Annotated in this window: 22 protein-coding genes; 15 read left to right on the forward strand and 7 right to left on the reverse strand. The window is 40.2% G+C overall.

Going from position 1 to position 20,859, the window contains the following annotated elements:
• From cheD (VJY63_RS00720) to cheD (VJY63_RS00745), 6 genes are all read left to right on the forward strand, one after another.
• The gene (cheD, locus tag VJY63_RS00720; protein ID WP_324047655.1) at positions 1-600 is read left to right on the forward strand and encodes a chemoreceptor glutamine deamidase CheD; all 600 of its coding nucleotides are present in this window, start codon (positions 1-3) and stop codon (positions 598-600) included.
• Positions 601-603: 3 nt separating this feature from the next.
• Positions 604-1,686: a chemotaxis response regulator protein-glutamate methylesterase gene (locus VJY63_RS00725; protein WP_324047657.1), complete on the forward strand. Its 1,083-nt coding sequence runs from the start codon at positions 604-606 to the stop codon at positions 1,684-1,686.
• Positions 1,687-2,220: 534 nt separating this feature from the next.
• Positions 2,221-2,880 carry a methyl-accepting chemotaxis protein gene (locus VJY63_RS11830; RefSeq protein ID WP_414674795.1) on the forward strand — a complete coding sequence of 220 codons (660 nt, stop codon included), beginning with the start codon at positions 2,221-2,223 and terminating at the stop codon, positions 2,878-2,880.
• A 36-nt stretch (positions 2,881-2,916) separates the two neighbouring features.
• A complete protein-coding gene (locus VJY63_RS00735) occupies positions 2,917-3,201 on the forward strand; it encodes an STAS domain-containing protein (RefSeq protein ID WP_324047661.1) in 285 nt (94 codons plus the stop codon).
• Entirely contained in the window at positions 3,198-4,877 is a 1,680-nt protein-coding gene (locus VJY63_RS00740) for a SpoIIE family protein phosphatase (RefSeq protein ID WP_324047662.1), read from the forward strand. The genes VJY63_RS00735 and VJY63_RS00740 overlap by 4 nt, the downstream gene beginning before the upstream one ends.
• Positions 4,878-4,881: 4 nt before the next feature.
• On the forward strand, positions 4,882-5,493 hold the full coding sequence (gene cheD / locus VJY63_RS00745) for a chemoreceptor glutamine deamidase CheD (protein WP_324047664.1): 612 nt from the start codon (positions 4,882-4,884) through the stop codon (positions 5,491-5,493).
• Here the strand turns inward: cheD (VJY63_RS00745) and VJY63_RS00750 are convergent.
• Positions 5,490-7,730, reverse strand: a complete 2,241-nt coding sequence (locus VJY63_RS00750) for a PP2C family protein-serine/threonine phosphatase (protein ID WP_324047666.1) — start codon at positions 7,728-7,730, stop codon at positions 5,490-5,492. The two genes, cheD (VJY63_RS00745) and VJY63_RS00750, sit on opposite strands and share 4 nt — an antisense overlap.
• A gap of 165 nt (positions 7,731-7,895) precedes the next feature.
• The gene (locus VJY63_RS00755; RefSeq protein WP_324047668.1) at positions 7,896-8,210 is read right to left on the reverse strand and encodes an SCP2 sterol-binding domain-containing protein; all 315 of its coding nucleotides are present in this window, start codon (positions 8,208-8,210) and stop codon (positions 7,896-7,898) included.
• 87 nt (positions 8,211-8,297) lie between these two features.
• Here VJY63_RS00755 and sohB point away from each other — a divergent pair, with 87 nt between their 5' ends.
• Complete coding sequence (gene sohB, locus VJY63_RS00760) at positions 8,298-9,320, forward strand: protease SohB (protein WP_324047670.1); 1,023 nt, start codon at positions 8,298-8,300, stop codon at positions 9,318-9,320.
• Between the two features lie 14 nt (positions 9,321-9,334).
• Here sohB and VJY63_RS00765 read toward each other — a convergent pair whose 3' ends face one another.
• Positions 9,335-9,667: a metalloregulator ArsR/SmtB family transcription factor gene (locus tag VJY63_RS00765; RefSeq protein WP_324047672.1), complete on the reverse strand. Its 333-nt coding sequence runs from the start codon at positions 9,665-9,667 to the stop codon at positions 9,335-9,337.
• A 286-nt stretch (positions 9,668-9,953) separates the two neighbouring features.
• Between VJY63_RS00765 and VJY63_RS00770 the strand changes: the two genes are divergently transcribed.
• The 5 genes from VJY63_RS00770 (at position 9,954) to VJY63_RS00790 (ending at position 15,228) form a co-directional block, all read left to right on the forward strand.
• Complete coding sequence (locus VJY63_RS00770; protein ID WP_324047674.1) at positions 9,954-11,843, forward strand: propionyl-CoA synthetase; 1,890 nt, start codon at positions 9,954-9,956, stop codon at positions 11,841-11,843.
• A 157-nt stretch (positions 11,844-12,000) separates the two neighbouring features.
• Positions 12,001-12,663, forward strand: coding sequence for a 7-cyano-7-deazaguanine/7-aminomethyl-7-deazaguanine transporter (locus tag VJY63_RS00775; protein ID WP_324047676.1), 663 nt, complete (start codon positions 12,001-12,003; stop codon positions 12,661-12,663).
• Between the two features lie 135 nt (positions 12,664-12,798).
• The gene (locus tag VJY63_RS00780; RefSeq protein WP_324047678.1) at positions 12,799-13,581 is read left to right on the forward strand and encodes an alpha/beta fold hydrolase; all 783 of its coding nucleotides are present in this window, start codon (positions 12,799-12,801) and stop codon (positions 13,579-13,581) included.
• Positions 13,582-13,621: 40 nt separating this feature from the next.
• Positions 13,622-14,296 (forward strand): bifunctional 4-hydroxy-2-oxoglutarate aldolase/2-dehydro-3-deoxy-phosphogluconate aldolase, encoded by a 675-nt coding sequence (locus VJY63_RS00785; protein WP_324047679.1) that lies wholly within the window; start codon positions 13,622-13,624, stop codon positions 14,294-14,296.
• A complete protein-coding gene (locus VJY63_RS00790) occupies positions 14,293-15,228 on the forward strand; it encodes a hypothetical protein (protein WP_324047681.1) in 936 nt (311 codons plus the stop codon). Before VJY63_RS00785 ends, VJY63_RS00790 begins: the two co-directional genes overlap by 4 nt.
• Positions 15,229-15,262: 34 nt before the next feature.
• On the opposite strand, the gene VJY63_RS00795 is transcribed toward VJY63_RS00790, so the two are convergent.
• A complete protein-coding gene (locus VJY63_RS00795) occupies positions 15,263-16,126 on the reverse strand; it encodes a peptidoglycan DD-metalloendopeptidase family protein (RefSeq protein ID WP_324047683.1) in 864 nt (287 codons plus the stop codon).
• 153 nt (positions 16,127-16,279) lie between these two features.
• On the opposite strand from VJY63_RS00795, the gene VJY63_RS00800 reads away from it, so the two are divergent.
• Together VJY63_RS00800 and VJY63_RS00805 are read left to right on the forward strand one after the other, a co-directional pair.
• Entirely contained in the window at positions 16,280-16,762 is a 483-nt protein-coding gene (locus VJY63_RS00800) for a peptidylprolyl isomerase (RefSeq protein WP_324047684.1), read from the forward strand.
• A gap of 237 nt (positions 16,763-16,999) precedes the next feature.
• Positions 17,000-17,431, forward strand: coding sequence for a hypothetical protein (locus tag VJY63_RS00805; RefSeq protein ID WP_324047686.1), 432 nt, complete (start codon positions 17,000-17,002; stop codon positions 17,429-17,431).
• Positions 17,432-17,513: 82 nt separating this feature from the next.
• On the opposite strand, the gene argF is transcribed toward VJY63_RS00805, so the two are convergent.
• Entirely contained in the window at positions 17,514-18,440 is a 927-nt protein-coding gene (gene argF / locus VJY63_RS00810; protein WP_324047687.1) for an ornithine carbamoyltransferase, read from the reverse strand.
• Between the two features lie 3 nt (positions 18,441-18,443).
• Positions 18,444-19,628, reverse strand: coding sequence for an aspartate aminotransferase family protein (locus VJY63_RS00815; RefSeq protein ID WP_324047688.1), 1,185 nt, complete (start codon positions 19,626-19,628; stop codon positions 18,444-18,446).
• 190 nt (positions 19,629-19,818) lie between these two features.
• On the opposite strand from VJY63_RS00815, the gene grxD reads away from it, so the two are divergent.
• Positions 19,819-20,145 (forward strand): Grx4 family monothiol glutaredoxin, encoded by a 327-nt coding sequence (grxD, locus tag VJY63_RS00820; protein WP_324047690.1) that lies wholly within the window; start codon positions 19,819-19,821, stop codon positions 20,143-20,145.
• Between the two features lie 22 nt (positions 20,146-20,167).
• Here the strand turns inward: grxD and rnt are convergent, their stop codons facing one another.
• Positions 20,168-20,797: a ribonuclease T gene (gene rnt / locus VJY63_RS00825; protein WP_324047726.1), complete on the reverse strand. Its 630-nt coding sequence runs from the start codon at positions 20,795-20,797 to the stop codon at positions 20,168-20,170.
• Positions 20,798-20,859: the final 62 nt, after the last annotated feature.

Consider the following 20,859-nt stretch of genomic DNA (forward strand, 5'->3'; position numbering starts at 1 on the left):
GTGCAAACCGACGGACCGCTTTCTAAAGTTTATTTTGATCCTTATTTTGAAATGGAAGCCGTGAAAATTTTGCCAGGTGAGTTTTATGTTACCCAGCAAAATTTGTTATTGGTTACAGTCTTAGGTAGCTGTGTTGCTGCTTGTATTCGTGATAAATCGCTAGGCTTAGGTGGGATTACTCATTTTATGCTGCCATTTGAGCAAAATAATATTGAGTTAATTGACAGCTCCATTCGTTACGGCAGCCATGCTTTAGAAGTGCTGATTAACGAGTTGCTTAAATTGGGTGCTAGTCGTGAAAATTTAGAAGCTAAGGTGTTTGGTGGTGGTGATGTGTTGTCTGCTGAAGGCAGTCATATTATTGGTGAGCGTAATGCGGCGTTTTTATTAAATTACCTTGAAGCAGAGAATATAACGCTTGTCAGCCAAAGTTTGTTAGGGTCGTATCCTCAAAAAGTGTATTTTTTTCCTTCTTCAGGTCGTGTACTGGTAAAAAAGCTTAAAAGACTGAATAATAATACGATATTCGACCGTGAAGCCTTGTATTTTGAAAAGCTTTTAGATGTTCAGGTGGCTGGCAACATAGAGTTATTTGGTTAATTTATGACTAAAAAAATTTCGGTATTAGTAGTTGATGATTCAGCGCTTATTCGTAAGTTGTTAACTGAAATCATTAACAGTCAAAATGATATGCAGGTGGTTGCTGTTGCGCCTGATCCTTTGGTGGCAAGAGAGCTGATTAAGCAACACAACCCCGATGTGTTAACGTTGGATGTAGAAATGCCACGTATGGATGGTTTAGATTTTTTAGAGCGTTTAATGCGCCTAAGACCTATGCCGGTGTTAATGGTGTCTTCACTAACTGAAAAAGGCTCTGAAGTTACTTTGCGTGCTTTAGAGTTGGGTGCGGTTGATTACATTGCTAAGCCTAAAGTGGATATTGCCACTGGTTTACAAAGTTATGCTGAATTAATTGCTGAAAAAATTAGGGCTTGTGCTCAAGCTAAAGTGCATTCTCGTGGGCGGCAGCAAGATGTAAGTGCAGCAGGTTTGCGTGCTAAGTCAGTTGCTGCAACACGTAAAAGAGTGGGCTACAGCTCCACAGAAAAGATTATTTTTGTGGGTGCGTCAACGGGTGGAACAGAAGCCATTAAAGATTTTTTAATCGATCTACCTGCTGATATGCCCGCCATTATGATTACGCAGCATATGCCAGAAAACTTTACCCGTACTTTTGCTGAGCGATTAGACAAATTGTGTGCCTTACGCGTAAAAGAAGCCGTCGATAATGAACGAGTGTTGCCAGGTTATGTTTATATTGCGCCAGGCAGTCAACACTTAGAAGTTAAACGCAGTGGTGCTAATTATATGACACGCTTGCATTCTGGTCCGCCAATTAATCGCCATCGACCTTCGGTTGATGTGCTATTTAATTCAGCAGCGCAATTGGTTGGTAGTAATGCCGTGGGTATTATTTTAACAGGTATGGGTAAAGATGGTGCTTTGGGAATGTTAGAAATGCAGCGTGCAGGTGCTTATACTTTTGCACAAAATGAAGCCAGTTGTGTCATTTTTGGAATGCCTAAAGAGGCGATTGCCTTAGGTGGTGTGAATGAGGTTTTACCTTTGATGCAGCTACCAGCTAGGGTTATTGAGCGTTTAGGACAAAGAACTAACCGTGTGTAAGGATATTGAAAGTTGATGAAACGCTATTTTGTATGGATTGCACTACTACTAGTTTTGCTAGTTGGCGTAGGCATTAGTTATTTTATTCCCGCTTGGTTAACCGGTTTGTTGTTAGGTTTGGTGGGTTTTAGTTTGGGTTTTATTGTGGCTAAAAATCAAGCTGTAAATACCGTCAAACTAATGGAGAAATCTTCTAATCGTGGTTGTGATGAAGGCATTTCATTGCTTAACTTGCAGCGTGATTATCGCCAAGTGGGTGAAAGTATTGCTGAGGTAGTTAGTGAATCAATGAGTGATTTAGACTCACTTAGTAGTATGCAGCGTGATGCTTTAGCTACTTTGGGTGATGCTTTCTCACGGTTTAAGTATTCTTTAGATGAGCAGCAAAGCTTGGTTTCAGAGCTTCTTTATGGTGGCGAAAAAAATACTAATTCAGACACATATCAAGGGATGAGTAATTTTGCTGAAGAAACCTTAAAAACTCTAAATAGTTTTGTTAGCACTTCTGTACAAACCAGTGCTGATTTAATGGAAATGCTAGAAAGGGTTTCTGAGCTTTCTGAAGGAATGCCTGAATTAATGCGGGTTTTGGCTGATATTGACAGCATTGCTGAACAAACAAACTTATTGGCATTGAATGCGGCAATAGAAGCAGCGCGTGCCGGTGAGCATGGTCGTGGTTTTGCCGTTGTTGCTGATGAAGTTAGGGCATTGTCTTCGCGTTCAGCTGAGTTTAGTCGTACTATTCAAATTAACCTAAATACCATGAATAAGCGTATTGAAAAGCTAGTTTATGATGTTAGTAAAATTGCTTCACAAGACATGAGCTTTATTTTAACCGCTAAAAAAGAAGTCGAAACAGCGATTAAGTTATTGATGGATAAATCCGACAGTGATAAATCAGTAACGCAGCAGTTAGAAGTTTTATCAACTGATTTAGGTATGGCTTTAAATGATGCAATGCGCTCTATGCAGTTTGAAGATATGAGTAGTCAAACCATTCAGCATACTGCATCTGAACAAAGCCACCTTTTGTTATTGGTTGAAGCATTAAAAACAGGTGCTGATGACCCAAGAGATTTTCATCAAGCTTTACATTCTCAAATGGAAGAGTTTCGCACAGCACGTATGCAACGCAAATCTAATCCAGTTTCAAGTAATTCAATGTCTAGTGGTGATATTGATCTTTTTTAATTTAATTGTATTTGATCGAGTTGTAAGGAGTTTTATATGGCTAATATTTCCACCATTCGCATTCCTGAGCGTTTTGATTTTTCTTTTCATCGAAAATTTACTGAAACTACAGAGATTGCGCTAAAAGATGATGATGTTAGTTTAATTAGCTTAGATTTCTCAAGGGTTAGCTATTTAGACAGCGCTGCTTTAGGTATGATTGTTTATCTACATAAGAAATCGGTATCAGCAGGTAAAATGATTAATATAGTCAGTGCTGGTGGCACTGCTGCTGAGATATTGGGTGTTGCTAATATAAATAAGTTGATTGAAGTTAAATGATTAAATGGGATAGGTTAAATAATTTATTTAGGGTTTTGTTAATAACAAATGACCCTAATGTTAGCTCTTTTCCTGATATGTTTGGTTATCGAAAGCTAGACATTACTTTAGTGTCGACACTTGATGAAATAAAGAAACAGCTAGTTAAGTATCCACCGTATGATTTAATTATTATTGACCTTGATTTAATCTCAGATGTTAGTTTTTTAGTTTGGTCAGCACCCATTATTTTGTTGGGTAGCCATGTTTCTACTGAACAGCAGCAGCAGTTATTTGAATTGGATGCAGATGATTATATTGCTAAACCCCTAGATTTTTTTTCGCTATCTTTAAAAGTAAGAACGCTATTAAAACGTAGTTTACTAAAAAAGCAACTACAAAAAATTAATGCAACTTTACAAAGTTACTTACATGCTAATCGTGCTGAAGCAGAAATGGCTTCACACATTTTTTATAATAATCTACTTGATAAATCGTCTGAAGATTTGCGCGGTTTTGATCGTTATTTACTTTCAAAATCTGACTTTTGTGGTGATTTAACCTTAGCCCGCTACTCACCTTCTGGCAGTATATTTGTATTGCACGTTGATGCAATGGGGTTTGGTTTGTCGGCTACAGTAACTTTATTGCCGGTTGTTGATGTGTTTCATGGCATGGTTGATAAAGGTTATGCTTTACCAATGATTGTCCGAGAAATGAACCGTAAACTAAACTATAAGTTGCCAGCAGACCGTTTTGTAGCTGCCTCATTGGTTGAAGTTGATTTATTACATGAGCAAATTAGCATTTGGAATGGCGGTATGCCACCTATCTATTTGTTAAGTGCTGAAGGTGAGATGGTTAATAGTTTTCATTCTAGCCATATGGCTTTAGGTATTTTAGAAGATAAGCGTTTTGATGCCAGTGTTGAGCGTATTGCTTTACCGAAAGAAGGTGGTATTTTTGCTTGCAGTGACGGTTTAATAGAACAGATTAATTTGCAAGGTGAATCTTATGGTAATCAGCGCTTATTATCAGATTTAGCAATTGGTTCACAGTCTTTTATGACCAGTCACATAGTCGCATCTTTAAAAGATTTTGCTGGTTTACCTGGTTTTGATGATGATGTTTCTATGTATTTCTTGCATTTTAAAGAGCTGACCTTCTTTTTAGATCAACAGCAGTTATCGGCTAAATCCTTGCGTGGTTTACAAGATATTCATCCTTTTCGTTGGGAGTTAACTTTAAAAGGGCAGCAAATAGCGGAACAAGAAGTGGCTAGTCAATGTAATAACTTATTGCAGCAAATGGGTATGTCGCAGCCATTTTGTCAAAGAGTGTTTACCGTTATTAGTGAGCTAAGTACCAATGCAATCGATCATGGTATTTTAGGTTTGTCTTCTAATCTTAAAAATTTTAATGATGGCTTTGCTGAATATTATACGCAGCGTGATAAATTAATTTTAAACTTATCTAATGAAAATGCATTGCGCGTTACATTGGATTGGAATCACGAAAATAACAAACCCAGTTTACTCATTGAAATTCAGCAAACGGGTAAAGGGTTTGATGCTGATAAAGTGCTTGCTAAATCGCCCGAAGATTTGTCTGGGAGAGGTTTATTATTAGTAAAGCGTTTAGCATCTAGCTTAGTTTTTAGTGATTATGGTCGTTTAGTACAAGTGACTCTTGAGTAGTTTGATGAATAACTTTGAAATAGATCCGCATTTTTCAACGTCGTATTATTATGATCCTAAGTTTGAAACGCAAGCCGTTAAGGTGTTGCCGGGTGAATACTATGCGACTGATAGTGAGGAAATGATTGTCACTGTACTTGGCTCTTGTGTATCTGTTTGTTTACGAGATAGCTATTCAGGTATTGGTGGTTTAAATCATTTTTTATTACCACATGATCGTTCTAGTAGAGATACACCTTTAGCTGAGTCAGCACGTTATGGTGTTTATGCGATGGAGTTATTGATTAACCACTTGTTAAAGTTAGGTGCAATGCGGCATAGGTTTGAAGCTAAAGTATTTGGTGGTGGTAAAGTTATTAAAGATTTTACGTTTGCGAATGTTGGCGAGCGTAATGTTGAGTTTGTATTAGCACATTTAAAAAATGAAGGTATTCCTATTGTAGCACGCGATTTACTTAATATTTATCCACGCAAAGTACACTTTTTTCCACAAACCGGTCGGGTAATGCTCAAGAAAATTCATAGCCTACATAATGCGACTTTAATCGAGAGAGAGAAAGGTTATCTACGTCAAATTGAACGTAAACCCATTTCTGGTGCAATTGATTTATTTTAACCTATACTTACTTTAATATGATGCCCTTGCTGAGAAATAACCATTTTATCAGCAAGGGTCTGAATATTTTTCAAGCAGTTTTTTTGCATTAAGCAGCTATCATCTTCAGAATTATCACTTACTTCAATAATTAAACAAGGTTTTTCTACGCTTGTAGAAAGCTTGCAGGTATCTTTTAAATTACCTTGAACGCTAATTTTTAAATAGTGGTCATTGCTTAGATTTTTGAGTGCTAGACTTTTTTTATGATTGTAATCCCAATCAGTAGCTATAGAGTTAATTTTTAGTAAGTTGGTATCTATAATTATTTGTACTAACTCATGGATAACACTAAATGCCCAACGTTTTATTGGCATACTTAACCCTTGTGTTTGCATAAATTCATTGCAAAGAGCGGATAATGATTGTTGTGCTATTTGCTGCCCATAAATCTTTATTTGCCATTCAAAAGGTGCGTTAAAGTTATCAAAAAGAAGCGTTATGTTAGTTGCTTTCTTTTCAATTTCTATATTAGAAAACTCAATTTGGCACAGTGAAATATCATCATCTGGCTGCTCTAGCTGTGCATAGTCAAGCACTGTTTGAATAATAGTATTAACTGGATCGTTATTTATTTTTTCTTGTAAGTTACTTATAAGTTGTTCATGACCAAATGCTTGATTATTGAGACTTTCTTGTTCTGTTAAACCATCGCTATAAACTATTAAATGCCCATCATCAGGAAGTTTTATATATTGCGGATTACTGTCAAACATGGCTTCATCTAAAATACCTAACGCCATATGCTTAGATTTGAAAGAAGCAATGACTTCCCCTTGTGAGTTTAATTGAAGTACAGGTGGCATAGCACCATTCCAAATACTAACTTCATTATATATTGGATCTATTTCTACTAAAACAGCCGCTACAAAACGGTCATCGGGTAAGTCTTTTACAAGGTGTTTATTCATTTCATTTAAAATAAAAGGTAGCTGGTAACCTTTTTGTACCATCGCATTAAAAACAGAAATAACCGGCATAATAGTAATGGTTGCGCTAAGTCCATGCCCTGTTGCATCAGCAACCAGTATAAAAGTACTACCTGAAGGCGAGCGTTTAATTTGAATAATATCACCACTGAAGCGACTAGATGAACATATTTTATAGTTTATTCCGGTAAGATCATCAGTATTTTTAACTAATAAGTGACCATAAAGTACTTCAGCTGCCATTGCATTTTCTTGTTCAGAAAGGTGGATGGATTTTTCTAATTGCTGAGTATAGCCACTGATTGCTCTTGATGATCCTAGTAGGTTAAGTAATAATACTAAAAGACTATTGATTCTTAGACGTAAACTAAGATCATTCATGGCCATTGAGTGAATAAATACCCCTTGAATACAACCAATTTGAGGTTCTTTTTCTAGGTATTTAACTAAAAAATTTGATTGGATTTTATGGTCTTTAACAAGTTGATCAGTTAAGTATTGATGAGAAATATCTGATTTTTTTATGGATCTGTTTTTATTTTCGTTTTTATTGAATTCATTTTTAAATAGGTTTTCTGCTTCAGTTTTTGTTGCTTGGTTTATTTTGCCAAACCAGTATATTTTTAATTTCTTTTGCTTATTTTCTGTTAAATAAACACTGATAAAATCAAAAGGAAGTGTTTTATTGATGTCAATAAAAATAGCTTTTATGTATTCATCCCAGTTGTCCAATCGTGTATTCTTAATAACTAAGTTGCTAAGTAGGCTGGCTTCAATTTCTAAATGATGTTTGTCATTGAGAACTTCACCTAAGTAGCGAGCTAAGGTGCTAATATTGTTAAAAGATTGATTTAGTTCATTAAAAACAAAGTCCAAATTATTAGGGTTAAAGTTTTTTAAATCACTCCCCGTTTGAATTTGATTGATTTGCTGGCTAAAATCTTCGATGGATTGATTAATTCGGCGTATTGCAAAATGAGAAAAAATAAAAGCGATAGTAAGAAAAATAAAGGAATACAGAAAAAAAGCACCAAGGTAAGTTAAACGAACTTCGTTGGTGATATTAGGAATTTGAATTTTTGGGCGGCTTTCTATCGGTAAAGCTTTAAGCTGTTTTAAAATATCATTAGCTTGCTCGGCCATTAGGTTTTCATAAAGAAACGAAGAAATACCTGAAACACCAATAAAAACAATTGAAGTACTAAAAAATACAGCTAAAAAGATAAACCAACGTAAAGTACGAATTTTTTTAAAAAAAAATTTAATCAACCTAAGCTCCGATTTGGCAAGCTATTAAAATAAAGCGTGCATTATCCGTCGCTGGAGCTGACTTGTCCAATAATCTAATCTTGTGTTTGCTGAGTCAATTAGTCGCAACAAAAATGGCAGCCTTATTGGGCTGCCTAAAATAACACTGTGAAATCATTTAAAAATTTAAACTGGAAATAAAGTACTAAGCTTGGTGGCTAGCATCATGTCACCTTCAGCACGAAGTTTGCCTGCCATAAAGGCTTGCATACCATCTTCTTCGCCGGTTAGCACATCTTTCAATGTTGCCTTGTTCATAATTAGAGTAACTGAAGGGTCGTCGTGGTCGCCTTCGGCAATTTCACACTGGTTATTTTTAATAACAACGTAGTAATTAGTGCCATCTTCAACGTTAAACTGGAACACGTCATCCATGCCGGCAGCAGCAGTGGCGTTAAATTTGTCCTTCAGTCCTTCAATAATTGCGTTAATATCAGCCATGGTGTTGTCCTCTTTGTAAGCTGGTTAGTCTGTTCAGCTTATTTCAAACGTACGTTTAATTCAAGCTTTAAAATGGAGAAATGCTCAGTGTGGGAAATTTTTTCTGAATACGCAGTTTTTTTATTAAAGATCGCAACCTTTTTAGTCGCAGCTATCGTTTTAGTTGTGTTGGTCGTTTCATTAAAGCGTGAGCGTGAAGGCGAGGAGCAGTTGCAGGTTGTCGAGTTAAATGCGCGGCAACAGGCATTACAAGATGCTTTGCAAGAAGCGTGGTTAGAAGATAAATCAGTTAAGCAGCTACATAAAGAAAGGGATAAAAAAGCCAAAGTACAAACAGCAAGCCATGCTGCTAAACCACGCGTTTTTGTACTTGACTTTAAAGGTGATTTAAATGCTAGCCAAGCCGCTGTTTTGGGTCGTGAAATCAGTTTACTGCTGGGTGTGTTACGTGCTGAAGATGAGGTGGTGGTGCGTTTAGAAAGTGCCGGTGGTTATGTACACAGTTATGGCCATGCTACGGCGCAGTTACAGCGATTAAGGGATAGAAACGTTAGCTTAACTGTGTGTGTTGACCGAGTCGCTGCTTCGGGTGGTTATATGATGGCTTGTACTGCAAGTAAGCTATTGGTCGCACCTTTTGCCGTATTAGGTTCGATTGGTGTCGTTGCAGAAGTACCGAATGTGAATCGGCTTTTAAAAAAGCATGATGTGGATTATGAAGTGTTAACTGCTGGCGATTATAAGCGCACTTTAACGGTATTTGGCGAAAATACGCCAGAGGGTAAACAAAAGTTTATTGATGATTTAGAGAAAACCCATGCGTTGTTTAAGTCTTTTGTACAGCGCTGTCGCCCACAGTTAGATATAGAAAAAGTAACTAAGGGTGAAGTTTGGTATGGTGAACAGGCATTAGCGTTGTTGTTGGTCGACGCTTTACAAACCAGTGAAGCTTATTTGTTAGAGCGTCAAGAAACCGCGCGAGTATTCAACGTAAAGTTAAAGAGGCCTTTAAACTTGACAGAGAAAATAGCAGGTCAAACCATTGGTGTTTTTGAAAGCCGCTTGTTAAGTTGGTTGCCCAAGTTGCAAGCGACTTTTTTGCATCGTTAATTTTTAAAAGCAAATTAAATGTTGCAATACATCTTGTGTAGCGTGCGAATAATCTGCTTGGCTTCTTCACCATTCAGTGAATAATAAATGGTCTGAGATTCGCGCCGTGTTTTAACCAAATGGTCACGTCGCAGCACTGCTAGGTGCTGCGATAGTGCTGATTGGCTAAGATCTAAGCAGGCATTTAGTTCGCTGACTGAGAGTTCACGATCATCTAAATAGCATAAAATTAGCAGACGATTTTCATTTGCCAGTGCTTTTAATAGGTTAGTTGCCTGTTTGGCATTGTTGCGTAAATCTTCAATCAATGCATTTTGGGGTGTTGCTGGATTTGCTGCAGTAACCATAGTTTTTTACTCAAGTTTTACTTAACTTAATCAGTTTTTCTTTATGTTACCTTTTTTTTAATCATTTGTTGATATCCATTGATGAAAATTTAAAGGCTATTGCTAATGTTTGCGCCTTTTGTAGTAGTTGCAAAATGTTGATCTTGCATTAGAGTAGCAAGAGATTTTGGTGAAGTGTTGACACTTATCCATAAAATAACGCAGATTTCAGGCGTTAACTTGCAGGTCTTCTGGATAAAAAGAAAGTAAGTGTTGACAAATAATAATACTCACAGAGGCGTTGTTGATGAGCTATAAAGCAGAATTTGAGCGTTCCATTAATCAGCCAGAAGCATTTTGGCGTGAACAGGCTGATAAACTACCTTGGCATAAAAAACCAACCCAAATTTTAGGTAAGGATGAGCAAGATGCCTACCGCTGGTTTTTAGATGGCGAACTAAACATTAGTTATTGCGCTTTGGATTACCACGTTGAAAATGGCCGTGCTGACCAAACTGCGGTCATTTTTGATTCACCCGTTACCAATACTAAATCTCAGTTTACCTACCGTGAGATGCGTGACAAGGTTGCTTTGTTTGCGGGTGGTTTACGCAAGCTGGGTGTAGAAAAAGGCGACCGTGTGGTTATTTATATGCCAATGGTGCCCGAAGCTTTGGTTGCTATGTACGCTTGTGCGCGTTTAGGTGCGATTCATTCGGTCGTATTTGGCGGTTTTGCGCCCAGTGAGTTAGCGGTGCGTATTGACGATGCTAAACCTAAGGTGATTGTGTCGACTTCTTGCGGTATCGAAGTAGAAAAAATTATTCCTTATAAAGGCTTGCTAGACGATGCAATGCATCAGGCAACCCATAAGCCAGACCATTGTGTGGTTTTACAGCGCCCACAGCACCCTTGCGAGTTAAATAATAGCCGAGATGTTGATTGGAATGAGCTAGTTGCGTCAGCCGAACCTGCTGATCCTGTTAATATCAAGGCAACGGATCCGTTGTACATTTTGTACACTTCAGGTACGACAGGTAAACCTAAAGGTGTTGTTCGTGATGCGGGTGGTTATGCCGTTGCTTTGTATTACAGTATGAAAACTGTGTATGACATGAATCCTGGTGAGGTCTTTATGGCGGCCTCTGATGTGGGCTGGGTTGTTGGTCACTCTTACATTGTTTATGCGCCGTTGCTAGCCGGTTGTACAACCATTGTTTACGAAGGTAAGCCAGTTAAAACTCCTGATGCGGGTGCTTTCTGGCGTTTAATTGAAGAATACAAAATTAAATCTTTCTTTACTGCACCTACGGCTTTTCGTGCAGTTAAAAAAGAAGACCCAGAAGGTAAGCTGTTAGCTAAATACGACATTTCTAGTCTAAAAATTATGTTCTTAGCAGGTGAGCGTTTAGATCCACCAACCTATCACTGGCTTAATGAATTGTTGCCTGTGCCTGTTGTTGACCACTGGTGGCAAACAGAAAGCGGTTGGGCGATTGCAGGTAATATGATGGGCTTAGAGCCTGCCGCGCCTAAAGCTGGATCGGCAACCTACCCAACACCTGGCTATAACGTACAGATTCTTGATTTTAAAGGTAATCAAGCCGCTGCTGATGAAGAAGGCAGTGTGGTTGTTAAATTACCTTTACCACCGGGTTGTTTAACGACCATTTGGGGCGATCATAGTCGTTATAATTCTTCTTACATGAACGCTTATCCAGGTTATTATTTAACTGGTGACGGTGGTAAAATTGATAAAGACGGCTACTTATTTATTATGGGTCGTACCGATGATGTCATTAACGTTGCTGGGCACCGTTTGTCTACGGGTGAGATGGAAGAAATTGTTGCTAACCATCCTGCGGTTGCTGAATGTGCGGTGATTGGTGTTGCCGATGAGTTGCGTGGTCAGCTGCCAGTTGGTTTAGTTATTACCAAAGATGGCTGGGATGGTGATGCTGAAAAGCTTCAGGCTGATTTGGTTGCTATGGTGCGTAAAGAAATTGGTGCTATAGCTTGCTACCGCCAAACATTGATTGTTGACCGTTTACCAAAAACCCGTTCAGGTAAAATATTGCGTAATGTGTTGCGTAATATTGCTGATGGTAAAGATTATGTTGTGCCTTCAACCATTGATGATTTAGCAAGCATTACCGAAGTTGAAGAAGCCATTAAAACGCGATTAATCGTTTCTTAATTACGTTAATTTAGTCTGTATAATAAGCAAGGCATTTGTTGGGTTAGGTTGAACTAGCCAACGGTGTCTTGCTTTATTTTGTTTTAAAAATTGGTTTTAAAAAAACGGTTTAACTCATTCAGGGTTCCCTCGCCCCCTGCTAAAAAAAGGTACTTATATGTTGTCTCTTTCTACTGTGCAATTTCGTCGTGCTTTATTTTGGCTTGCTTTGGCGCATATCATTATTATCGCTGCTAGTAATTATCTGGTGCAATTTCCTTTTGAAGTGTTCGGTTTACATAACACTTGGGGGGCATTTACCTTCCCATTTATTTTCTTAGCCACCGATTTAACGGTAAGGATTTTTGGCAAACAATTAGCACGGCGCATTATTTTTGTGGTGATGTTTCCGGCCTTAATCGTGTCTTACTTGGTGTCGATTATTTTTGCTGATGGGCAGTTTGCCGGTGTATCAGGTTTGTTAGCTGTGAATATTTTTGTTGCAAGGATTGCTTTGGCGAGTTTTACGGCCTATGCCTTGGGTCAGCTATTAGATATTGGTGTTTTTGATAAATTGCGTCAGGTGAAAGCTTGGTGGGTTGCGCCGGCGGCTTCAACTTTAATAGGCAATGCTTTAGATACGCTAATATTTTTTGCGATTGCTTTTTATGCCAGTAGCGATGTTTATATGGCCGAACACTGGTTAGAAATTGCCATGATGGATTACAGTTTTAAAGTCAGTGTTAGTTTTTTATTTTTTCTACCGATCTATGGTTTAATTTTAGGCAGCTTACAAAAGCATTTATTGAAAACAAAGCTTGACTCTACGCCGCTGAGTTAAAGTTTAAGGTGAGCTTAAAGTTTAATTGGCATTTGGCGTGTGCTTGTTGGCATAATCAATCCCAAGTTTTTTAGGATTAAGTCTATTTCTTTAGAATAGTGCTTATCTTTTTTAGAAAATAATAAGGAGTTGTCTATGAGTGTTTTGGCGCATCAGCGTAATGGACAAGGCAAGCCGCTGGTGGTAGTACATGGCTTGTTTGGCAGTGCCAGTAACTGGCGTAATGTGGCATTAAAGTGGGAAAAAAACTTCGCTATTTGGGGCGTTGATTTACGCAACCACGGCAGTAGCTTTCATCGCCAAGGTATGAGTTATGCTCAGCAAGCTGACGATTTATTGTGCTGGTTAGATAACGTCGGGTTAGACAAGGTTTGCCTGTTAGGGCACTCGATGGGCGGTAAGGTGGTTATGGAGTTTGCGCTGCGTTACCCCAGCCGTGTTGAAAAGCTGATTATTGTTGATATTGCTCCCATCAAGTATGAACCTAGCCATAACGAGATTATTGCGAGTTTAATTGATTTAAAAGCTAAAGAGCCTTGGCATGATCGTCGTCAAGCCGATAATCTTTTAAATACGTTTTTAGGTGAAGAGGCGATACAAACGCGGTTGTTTTTGTTGACTAATTTGCGTCGCACGGCTGATGGTTTGCGTTTGCGAGTTGGTATTGAAGAAATTGCAAATGATTATGCAGCCATTCTCGATGCGCCCCAATCCGTTGTTGACGGTAAAACGTTTGCTGGTGCTACGTTAGCCATTCGTGGCAACCAGTCCGATTATGTACCTGACAGCGCTTTACCTTTGCTTAAACAGACTTTTCCAGCTATAGAAGTGGTGGACTTAGACGGTGGTCATTGGCTTCATGCCGAACAAACCGATGCTTTTGCAGCCGCAGTGATGAATTTTTTAATGCCGGTTTAGTGAGCTATTTTTATTAAGCTAAGTTGTAGAGGAATGTATTTTGTCACAGGTTTTACCCTTTGATTGGTCTTCACTATTGGCAGAGCAGCCGTTGTTGCCTGTTTGGGCTAACGTTGATGTTGCAGCAGCCCCTAAGCTTGCTGAAACTTTGTATGAAGCTGGCTATAAGGTGCTAGAGGTGACTTTAAGGCAAACACAAAGCTGGGATGTGTTGCAATGCCTACAAAACTCACCTTTAACCTTGGTGGCGGGCAGCGTGCGTCATCCCGATCAGCTCGCACGTTTGCAGCTTTTAGGCGTGCGTTGGGCTGTATCACCGGGTTGGTGTCCTGTTTTAGCTGCTGCTGCTGAGCAATCAGGCATTCATTTGTTACCCGGTATTAGTACGCCAGGTGAAGCCATGCAAGCCAGCAGAATGGGTTATAAACAAGTCAAGCTATTTCCTGCTGCTGCTTTGGGTGGTTCGGCATATTTACAGGCCATTGCTGCACCTTTACCCGAAGTTACTTTTGTTGCAACGGGTGGCGTGACACAAGAAACAATGGCGCAATGGTTTGCTTTACCGCAGCTGGTTGCTGTGGGTGGTAGCTGGATGCTGCCTGACGCTTTAATTCAGCAGCAAGATTGGTCAGCCATTCAAACCTTAGCTAAAGCCTCATTAGAAAATGCTAAAGCGCTACGTCAGCAGACTTTATACCAAGAGGTGGCCATTTGATTTCAGATAAAGAGAATAGCGAGTTTAAAGCGCGACGTTTAAGGGCTGTTAAACAAGATTTAAACAGCAGCGCTGCTGTTTTAGCACGCAAAGCGCTAGAAGACATCATTGATTACGCGGATAGCTGTCAGGTTGAAACAACAGCCAGTTTAACCGCTGAATTAAAAGATTTGGCAACGCAATTAATTGCCGCGCGTCCTAGCCGTTTGGTGGTGGGTAACTTATTAGGTTATTGGCTAAACAGTTTGCCTGTATTGCCTGAAGACTTAGAGCGTGCGCGTGGTCGTGCAGGTGCTCATGCCGAAGAAGTCATTGACCTGTTGCAAAAATCTCAAAATCAAGCGGTCGCTAAGTGTTTAGAAGAAATTAAACCGAATATGACTATTATGACGCATAGCAGCAGCTCTAATGTTATGGCGTTGTTTCGTGCTTGTCATTTAGCTGATTTAAAGGTTGAAGCCATTATTACAGAGTCGCGTCCGGGTATGGAAGGGCGCAAGCTGGCACGTTACTTAAATAAGCTCGGTGTTTCTTGTCAATTTATTACTGAGGCACAAATGGCTAGCTTTGTAGTACAAGCCGATAAAGTTGTGATTGGTGCTGATACGGTGTTGCGCGATGGCTCGTTGATTTCTAAATCGGGCAGTCGTTTGTTAGCTTTAGCGGCTAAAGATGCCGGTGTGCCTTTTTGGGTTTTAGCAGAAGGCTTTAAGCATTCTTTGGTTTTACCAGAAGATGCCGTATTAGAAGAAGCGGACTTAGAAGAGCTTCAGCTAGAAGCTTTGCCTTATGTTGAAATGCATAATATCTATTTTGAATTGGTACCTGCGCGTTTAATTACGACTTGGGTTGATGAAGAAAGGGTTGCTGTTACCTTTCGTTCGCTTGCTGAAACCCGTCCTGCTACAGTGCCTGCTTTATATAATGAATAATGCCCTTGTAAATTTGTAAAAAAAGGTTGGTTTTTTATTTTGGCCAAGGAAGGGCTGGTAGGTAGTTCTCAGGCGGTACAGGTAAACCTGCTTCGCGTAGTTCAAAATAAATGCCATGCTTGTCTATTTGTCGCTGTTTACCTGCTGAACACACGGGGTGATGCCCCGAAAGGTAGCTGTCTTGCTCCACAAATAGTGCGTGACAATAGGCATAAACTGACTGCTGCTTATTGTTATGCTTAACAATTACGACCTTACCAAAACTTCGCACTTCACCTGCAAAAATAACTTGCCCTGCTGCAATTGGAAAGACCTCTTGGCGATTTTTAGTGGCTAAAGCTAGCCCTTGATGCAATCCCCAGCGTTGCCACGAAAAATTTATTTTAATTTGAGGTTGGTCAACGGGCCAGCGGTAGTGATTTTTGTTGCGGTTTGACATTGGAATAACGACACGTTGCCCAATGCGTAGTTGTTTTGGTTTAACTTTGGGATTGGCTTGCAACAGGCTGATTAGGGCTAAGTGAAAGTGTTGCGCTAGATTACTAAATGTATCACCCGACTGAATGGTGTAATAATAAGGCCCCACTTTAGGTGCGTCTCGATTGCGTTGTGGGATTCGCAGCCGCTGATTGTGTGGCGGCACATTTTGTTGGCTGCGTGGATTAAAACGCCTTAATGCGCCTTCGTTTATTTTGTGTTTGGCCGCAATTTTAGCAAAGCTTTCTTTGCCTGATGGGTAGTAAAAAGGCTGTGGTGAAAAGGGTAAAGAAGGTGCAGCAGACACTAATGGTTTAGGTCCGTCTTCTAACGGGCTTTTTGAACTGCAGCCTAAAAGTAGTAGCGCAAGGCACAGAAGGATTAGCCAGCCGTAGCTTATTTGTCCATGATTTTTTAGCACACCCAACACCTAAAAGGTAATAATAGGCAGCTAGTCTAAACATCATCTCTGGCTAATAAAACCCTATGAGAAAGAAAATTACTTCTAGGTTTGTATCCTAGGGGTAAAAATGGCTAGAATACTAAGCTCATTCATTTACTATAGGGTTTACCTATGCAAGTTGTAGCCAATAAAGTCGTCGCTATTCATTATACTTTAACGAATGGCGAAGGTGAGGTTTTGGATTCTTCTTCAGGTGGCAACCCACTTTTTTATCTGCATGGTCATAACAACATTATTCCAGGTTTAGAAAAAGAATTGGAAGGTTGTAGTGTCGGTGATGATTTTGAGGTGGCTGTTGAGCCGGCAGAAGGTTATGGCGAACGTAATGCTGAATTAATGCAACAAGTTCCACGGGAAGCTTTTCAAGGTGTCGATAATATTGAAGTTGGTATGCAATTTCAAACTGATGGCCCTGGTGGAACGATGGTCGTCACTGTAGTTGATGTGACAGACGAGACGGTTAAGATTGATGCTAACCATCCGCTAGCGGGTGTAGCGCTTAATTTTAAAGGTAGTATTGAATCCATTCGTGATGCGCGTGAAGAAGAAGTTGAACACGGTCATGCTCACGAAGGTGATATGGCAGATCACTAAAAGTTAACTTTTATAGCGGCTTAAAAAAGTTATTTAATCAAAAGTTGCTTCAATGAAAATGGCTGTAGCCTTATCGCTACAGCCATTTTTTTGTTAAAAATTAGTTAATATTTTTGTTAGGTAGCTGGTTAAAGTTTGATCTCTTGATGTCGATTGTCTAATCTAATAGGTATGCTTTAAAGGATGGATTTTAAGAAGCCAATTTTAAAAAGTGGGTTAAATAGCTGAGGTACAATTATGATCGAATCAAACATTAGTAATGTAGCAGCTGCAGCGATGCGCCAAGATGTACGCAGTGTGCAAGGTCAGCGTGAAGCAAATAAAACTACCGTAGCAGATCAAGCATCCAGTATTCCTATGGCTTCAAGTGGTGTTGAAGCCGCCGATTCAACGACTACTGCTGTTGCAAGCCAACCTGCGGGTATCGTAACGCGTTTAGGTGAAACAACTGAGCAAGTACCGCTTTATGAAGCTAATCGCCCTACGGCGGGTAGTATTATTCGTCCGGCAATTGAAGTTGCTCAGGATGTACGCCAAACACCGACAGATAATCAGCTTAATGAGCAGGTAGCACTTGAGCGTAAAGAGGTTAACGAAGTAGAAGAGCGCCCGACAATGACAACGCGTGGCAATGATCCTAGTGTCAATGACGTAGAAAAACTGGTTTAGTTACTTAACGCTATTTTATTTAAGCCCTGCTATTGCAGGGCTTTTTTATAGAACCAATGAACTGTTTATGGATTAAGCATGATTATGCTGGGGCTTGTGTGTTAGAACCTGTAATAAGGAATTCCAGCAGCGCTTTTTGGGCATGGAGGCGGTTCCCCGCTTCTTGCCAGACTACCGAACGAGGATCATCCAGCATATCTACACTGATTTCTTCGCCACGATGAGCCGGTAAACAGTGCATAAACAAAGCATCTTTGGCCGCATAATCCATCAGTGAAGGCGATACTTGATAAGGTGCAAAGTCTTTTTTACGTTTTGCTTGCTCTTCTTCTTGCCCCATCGAAGCCCATACATCCGTCGTCACTAGCTGTACGCCTTCCACTGCTGCTTTAGGGTCGGCGATTAGGCTAACACGGTCAGCGTGGTCTTCTAATAATTGAGCGTCTGGCTGATAGCCTTCAGGGCCACAAATGCGTAATTGAAAGTCAAATTGACGCGCAGCTTTCATGTAAGAATTACACATATTGTTGCCATCACCTATCCAAGTCACTGTTTTACCTTGCAAACTGCCACGGCATTCCACGAAAGTTTGCACATCGGCTAATAGTTGGCAAGGGTGAAAGCCATCGGTTAAGGCATTAATGACGGGTACACTAGAATGCCGTGCAAGGGTTTCTATGTCTTGGTGTGAATAAGTACGCACCATGATGGCATCAACCATTTCTGAAAGTACACGTGCCGTGTCTTCTAAAGGTTCACCACGACCTAGTTGGGTATCACGGGGTGACAAAAAAATCGCTCCTCCGCCCAGTTGAATCATGCCTGCTTCAAAAGAAACCCGCGTACGGGTCGACGATTTTTCAAAAATCATCGCCAATACACGGTTTTTTAAAGTCTGGTCAATAATGCCTTCTTTGTGCCGACGTTTAAGTAAAATGGCACGCTGAATGAGTCGCTCCAGCTCTTGTGGTGAAAGGTCTGTCAGGGTTAAAAAATGTCTGACGCTCATGTATTAGCTCCGTGATGCTAGCCAATGTTTAATTAATTGGCTTAACTGGCTGATTAATTGTTCAGCTTCTTCGTCGGTAAGAGTAAGGGGGGGTAGAAGGCGCACTACCTGCCCAGCGGTTACGTTAATTAATAAACCATCATCTAAAGCAAGTTGTACCAGCTCGCCACAAGATTGATCCAGCTCAATGCCTAGCATTAAGCCACGGCCACGAATGCCTTTAACGCCTTTAACACCGTCTAACGCGGCTTCAAAACCTTTGACAAGGTGTTTGCCTAACTCACCAGCACGTTTGGCGAGTTGTTCTTTTTCTAAGGTTTCTAGCACGGCTAGTACAACGGCTGAACCCAGTGGTGTACCACCGTAGGTTGAGCCGTGATTGCCTGGTTGGAACAAATTAGCTGCTTTGCCATGCGCCATAACAGCACCAATAGGAAAGCCATTACCTAAACCTTTCGCCGTGGTTAATACGTCGGGCTTCCAGTCATAGCGCTGGTAAGCATAAAAATAACCTGTTCTACCGTTGCCGGTTTGTACTTCGTCAAGCATGAGTAATAAGTCGTGCTTATCGCATAATTCACGCAAGCCATTCATAAATTCGTCGGTGGCAGGCATTAAACCGCCCTCGCCTTGAATGGGCTCAACTAAAATTGCTGCTATATCGTTACGTCTTTCAAGAAGGTTAGTTACTGCAGCTAAGTCATTATAAGTACTACGTATAAAGCCGCTGACTAAGGGCTCAAAGCCTGCTTGTACTTTGCGATTACCCGTTGCGGTTAGTGTGGCTAGAGTACGGCCATGAAAAGCATTTTCCATCACTAATATGTGAGGTGCATCAATGCCTTTTTTATGACCATACAAGCGTGCAAGTTTAATGGCACCTTCATTCGCTTCAGCACCTGAGTTACAAAAAAAGATGCTGTCCATACCTGAAAGCTGGCTAAGTTTAGCAGCAGCAGCTTCTTGATTTGGAATTTGATAAAGATTGGAGGTGTGTACTAGTTGGCTTGCTTGCTCACTTATCGCTTTAGTAACCGCTGGGTGTGCGTGCCCAAGGCCACAAACTGCAATACCAGCAAGGGCATCTAAGTAAGTTTTGCCATTAGTATCAGTCAGCCAAGCGCCTTTGCCTTCAACAAAAGCAACAGGTAGGCGACCATAAGTGTGCATCAGGGCGGAGTTGGCCATGGTGCAAATTTCCTCCTAAATAATGCGGGCGAGCCCGAAAAACAATCAGTCTAAGCACTTGCCTTGTTACTGGCAAGATACACTTAATTTTTTATGGTGCTTGTTTATCAGTTGGCTTGAACGGTAAAATTGACTAACTTAGTCGGGTTTAAGCCCTGAGTCTTTTAATTTGCAAAAAAAGGTGCAACAAATGTCTTCTACACTTGATACGATTAAAGAACAAATTGCTAGTAACGCTGTACTGCTTTACATGAAAGGTACGCCGCAGCTACCCCAGTGTGGTTTCTCTGCTCAAACTGTACAAGCGCTAATGGCTTGTGGTCAAAAATTTGCTTTTGTTAATATCTTAGAGCACTCAGATATTCGCGCTGAATTGCCTAAATATGCCAACTGGCCAACTTTTCCACAACTTTGGTTAAATGGCGAGTTAGTTGGTGGCTGTGACATCATCGTTGATTTACAGCAGCAAGGTGAATTACAAGCGATGGTAGAAGCCGCTGTTCAAGCACAAGCCTAGTTTTTTAATTTTAAACAAGTATTTAATCTGACATGGTTCTAAGTGCCAGATCCCAACCGCCGAGCTGATGCCAAGTATTAATAACAGCACAAAACAGTTCGGCGGTTTTTTCTGTGTCATAGCAAGCAGAATGCGCTTCACGATTATCAAAAGGGATACCTGCTGCAAGGCAGGCACGCGATAATACTGTCTGACCAAAAGCCAAAGCACCTAAAGTCGCTGTATCAAAGCTAGAAAATGGATGAAAAGGGTTACGCTTAATATTGCAACGTTCCACTGCCGCATTAATAAAGCCTAAATCAAAGCTGGCATTGTGACCGACTAAAATGGCACGGGTACAATTGTGTGCTTTAACTGCTTTGCGAATGGTTTTAAATACGTCATCTAATGCTTGATTTTCTGCGACAGCAATACTGTGTCGAAAAGAATTGTCGAGGTCTATTTTTGTAAAGTCTAATGCGGCTTGTTCAATATTTGCCCCTTTAAAAGGGATTAAATGCTTAGTAATGCTATGATCGGGTAGAATAATGCCATTTTCATCCATCGTTAGAGTGGTGGCAGAGACTTCTAAAAGAGCATCGGTGGCTGAGTTAAAACCGGCGGTTTCAACATCGACAACCACGGGTAAATAGCCCCGAAAGCGGCTAGACATAGGATGTTTGACATTCGACTGACTGTTCACGCAATGCTCCTGACCGGCGTGTAAATGAAAGA

The sequence above is a fragment of the Marinospirillum sp. genome, assembly GCF_035271045.1.
Classification (GTDB): Bacteria; Pseudomonadota; Gammaproteobacteria; order Pseudomonadales; family Halomonadaceae; genus Marinospirillum.

What these genes read in the sequence shown, in the direction of transcription:
- VJY63_RS00770 (WP_324047674.1), top strand. Translation starts at nt 9,954, where the DNA reads ATGAGCTATAAAGCAGAATTTGAGCGTTCCATTAATCAGCCAGAAGCA.
- VJY63_RS00725 (WP_324047657.1), top strand. Translation starts at nt 604, where the DNA reads ATGACTAAAAAAATTTCGGTATTAGTAGTTGATGATTCAGCGCTTATT.
- VJY63_RS11830 (WP_414674795.1), top strand. Translation starts at nt 2,221, where the DNA reads ATGCTAGAAAGGGTTTCTGAGCTTTCTGAAGGAATGCCTGAATTAATG.
- argF (WP_324047687.1), bottom strand. Translation starts at nt 18,440, where the DNA reads ATGAGCGTCAGACATTTTTTAACCCTGACAGACCTTTCACCACAAGAG.
- VJY63_RS00805 (WP_324047686.1), top strand. Translation starts at nt 17,000, where the DNA reads ATGATCGAATCAAACATTAGTAATGTAGCAGCTGCAGCGATGCGCCAA.
- grxD (WP_324047690.1), top strand. Translation starts at nt 19,819, where the DNA reads ATGTCTTCTACACTTGATACGATTAAAGAACAAATTGCTAGTAACGCT.
- VJY63_RS00780 (WP_324047678.1), top strand. Translation starts at nt 12,799, where the DNA reads ATGAGTGTTTTGGCGCATCAGCGTAATGGACAAGGCAAGCCGCTGGTG.
- VJY63_RS00765 (WP_324047672.1), bottom strand. Translation starts at nt 9,667, where the DNA reads ATGGTTACTGCAGCAAATCCAGCAACACCCCAAAATGCATTGATTGAA.
- rnt (WP_324047726.1), bottom strand. Translation starts at nt 20,797, where the DNA reads ATGTCTAGCCGCTTTCGGGGCTATTTACCCGTGGTTGTCGATGTTGAA.
- VJY63_RS00815 (WP_324047688.1), bottom strand. Translation starts at nt 19,628, where the DNA reads ATGGCCAACTCCGCCCTGATGCACACTTATGGTCGCCTACCTGTTGCT.
- VJY63_RS00740 (WP_324047662.1), top strand. Translation starts at nt 3,198, where the DNA reads ATGATTAAATGGGATAGGTTAAATAATTTATTTAGGGTTTTGTTAATA.
- VJY63_RS00735 (WP_324047661.1), top strand. Translation starts at nt 2,917, where the DNA reads ATGGCTAATATTTCCACCATTCGCATTCCTGAGCGTTTTGATTTTTCT.
- VJY63_RS00775 (WP_324047676.1), top strand. Translation starts at nt 12,001, where the DNA reads ATGTTGTCTCTTTCTACTGTGCAATTTCGTCGTGCTTTATTTTGGCTT.
- cheD (WP_324047664.1), top strand. Translation starts at nt 4,882, where the DNA reads ATGAATAACTTTGAAATAGATCCGCATTTTTCAACGTCGTATTATTAT.
- VJY63_RS00800 (WP_324047684.1), top strand. Translation starts at nt 16,280, where the DNA reads ATGCAAGTTGTAGCCAATAAAGTCGTCGCTATTCATTATACTTTAACG.
- VJY63_RS00755 (WP_324047668.1), bottom strand. Translation starts at nt 8,210, where the DNA reads ATGGCTGATATTAACGCAATTATTGAAGGACTGAAGGACAAATTTAAC.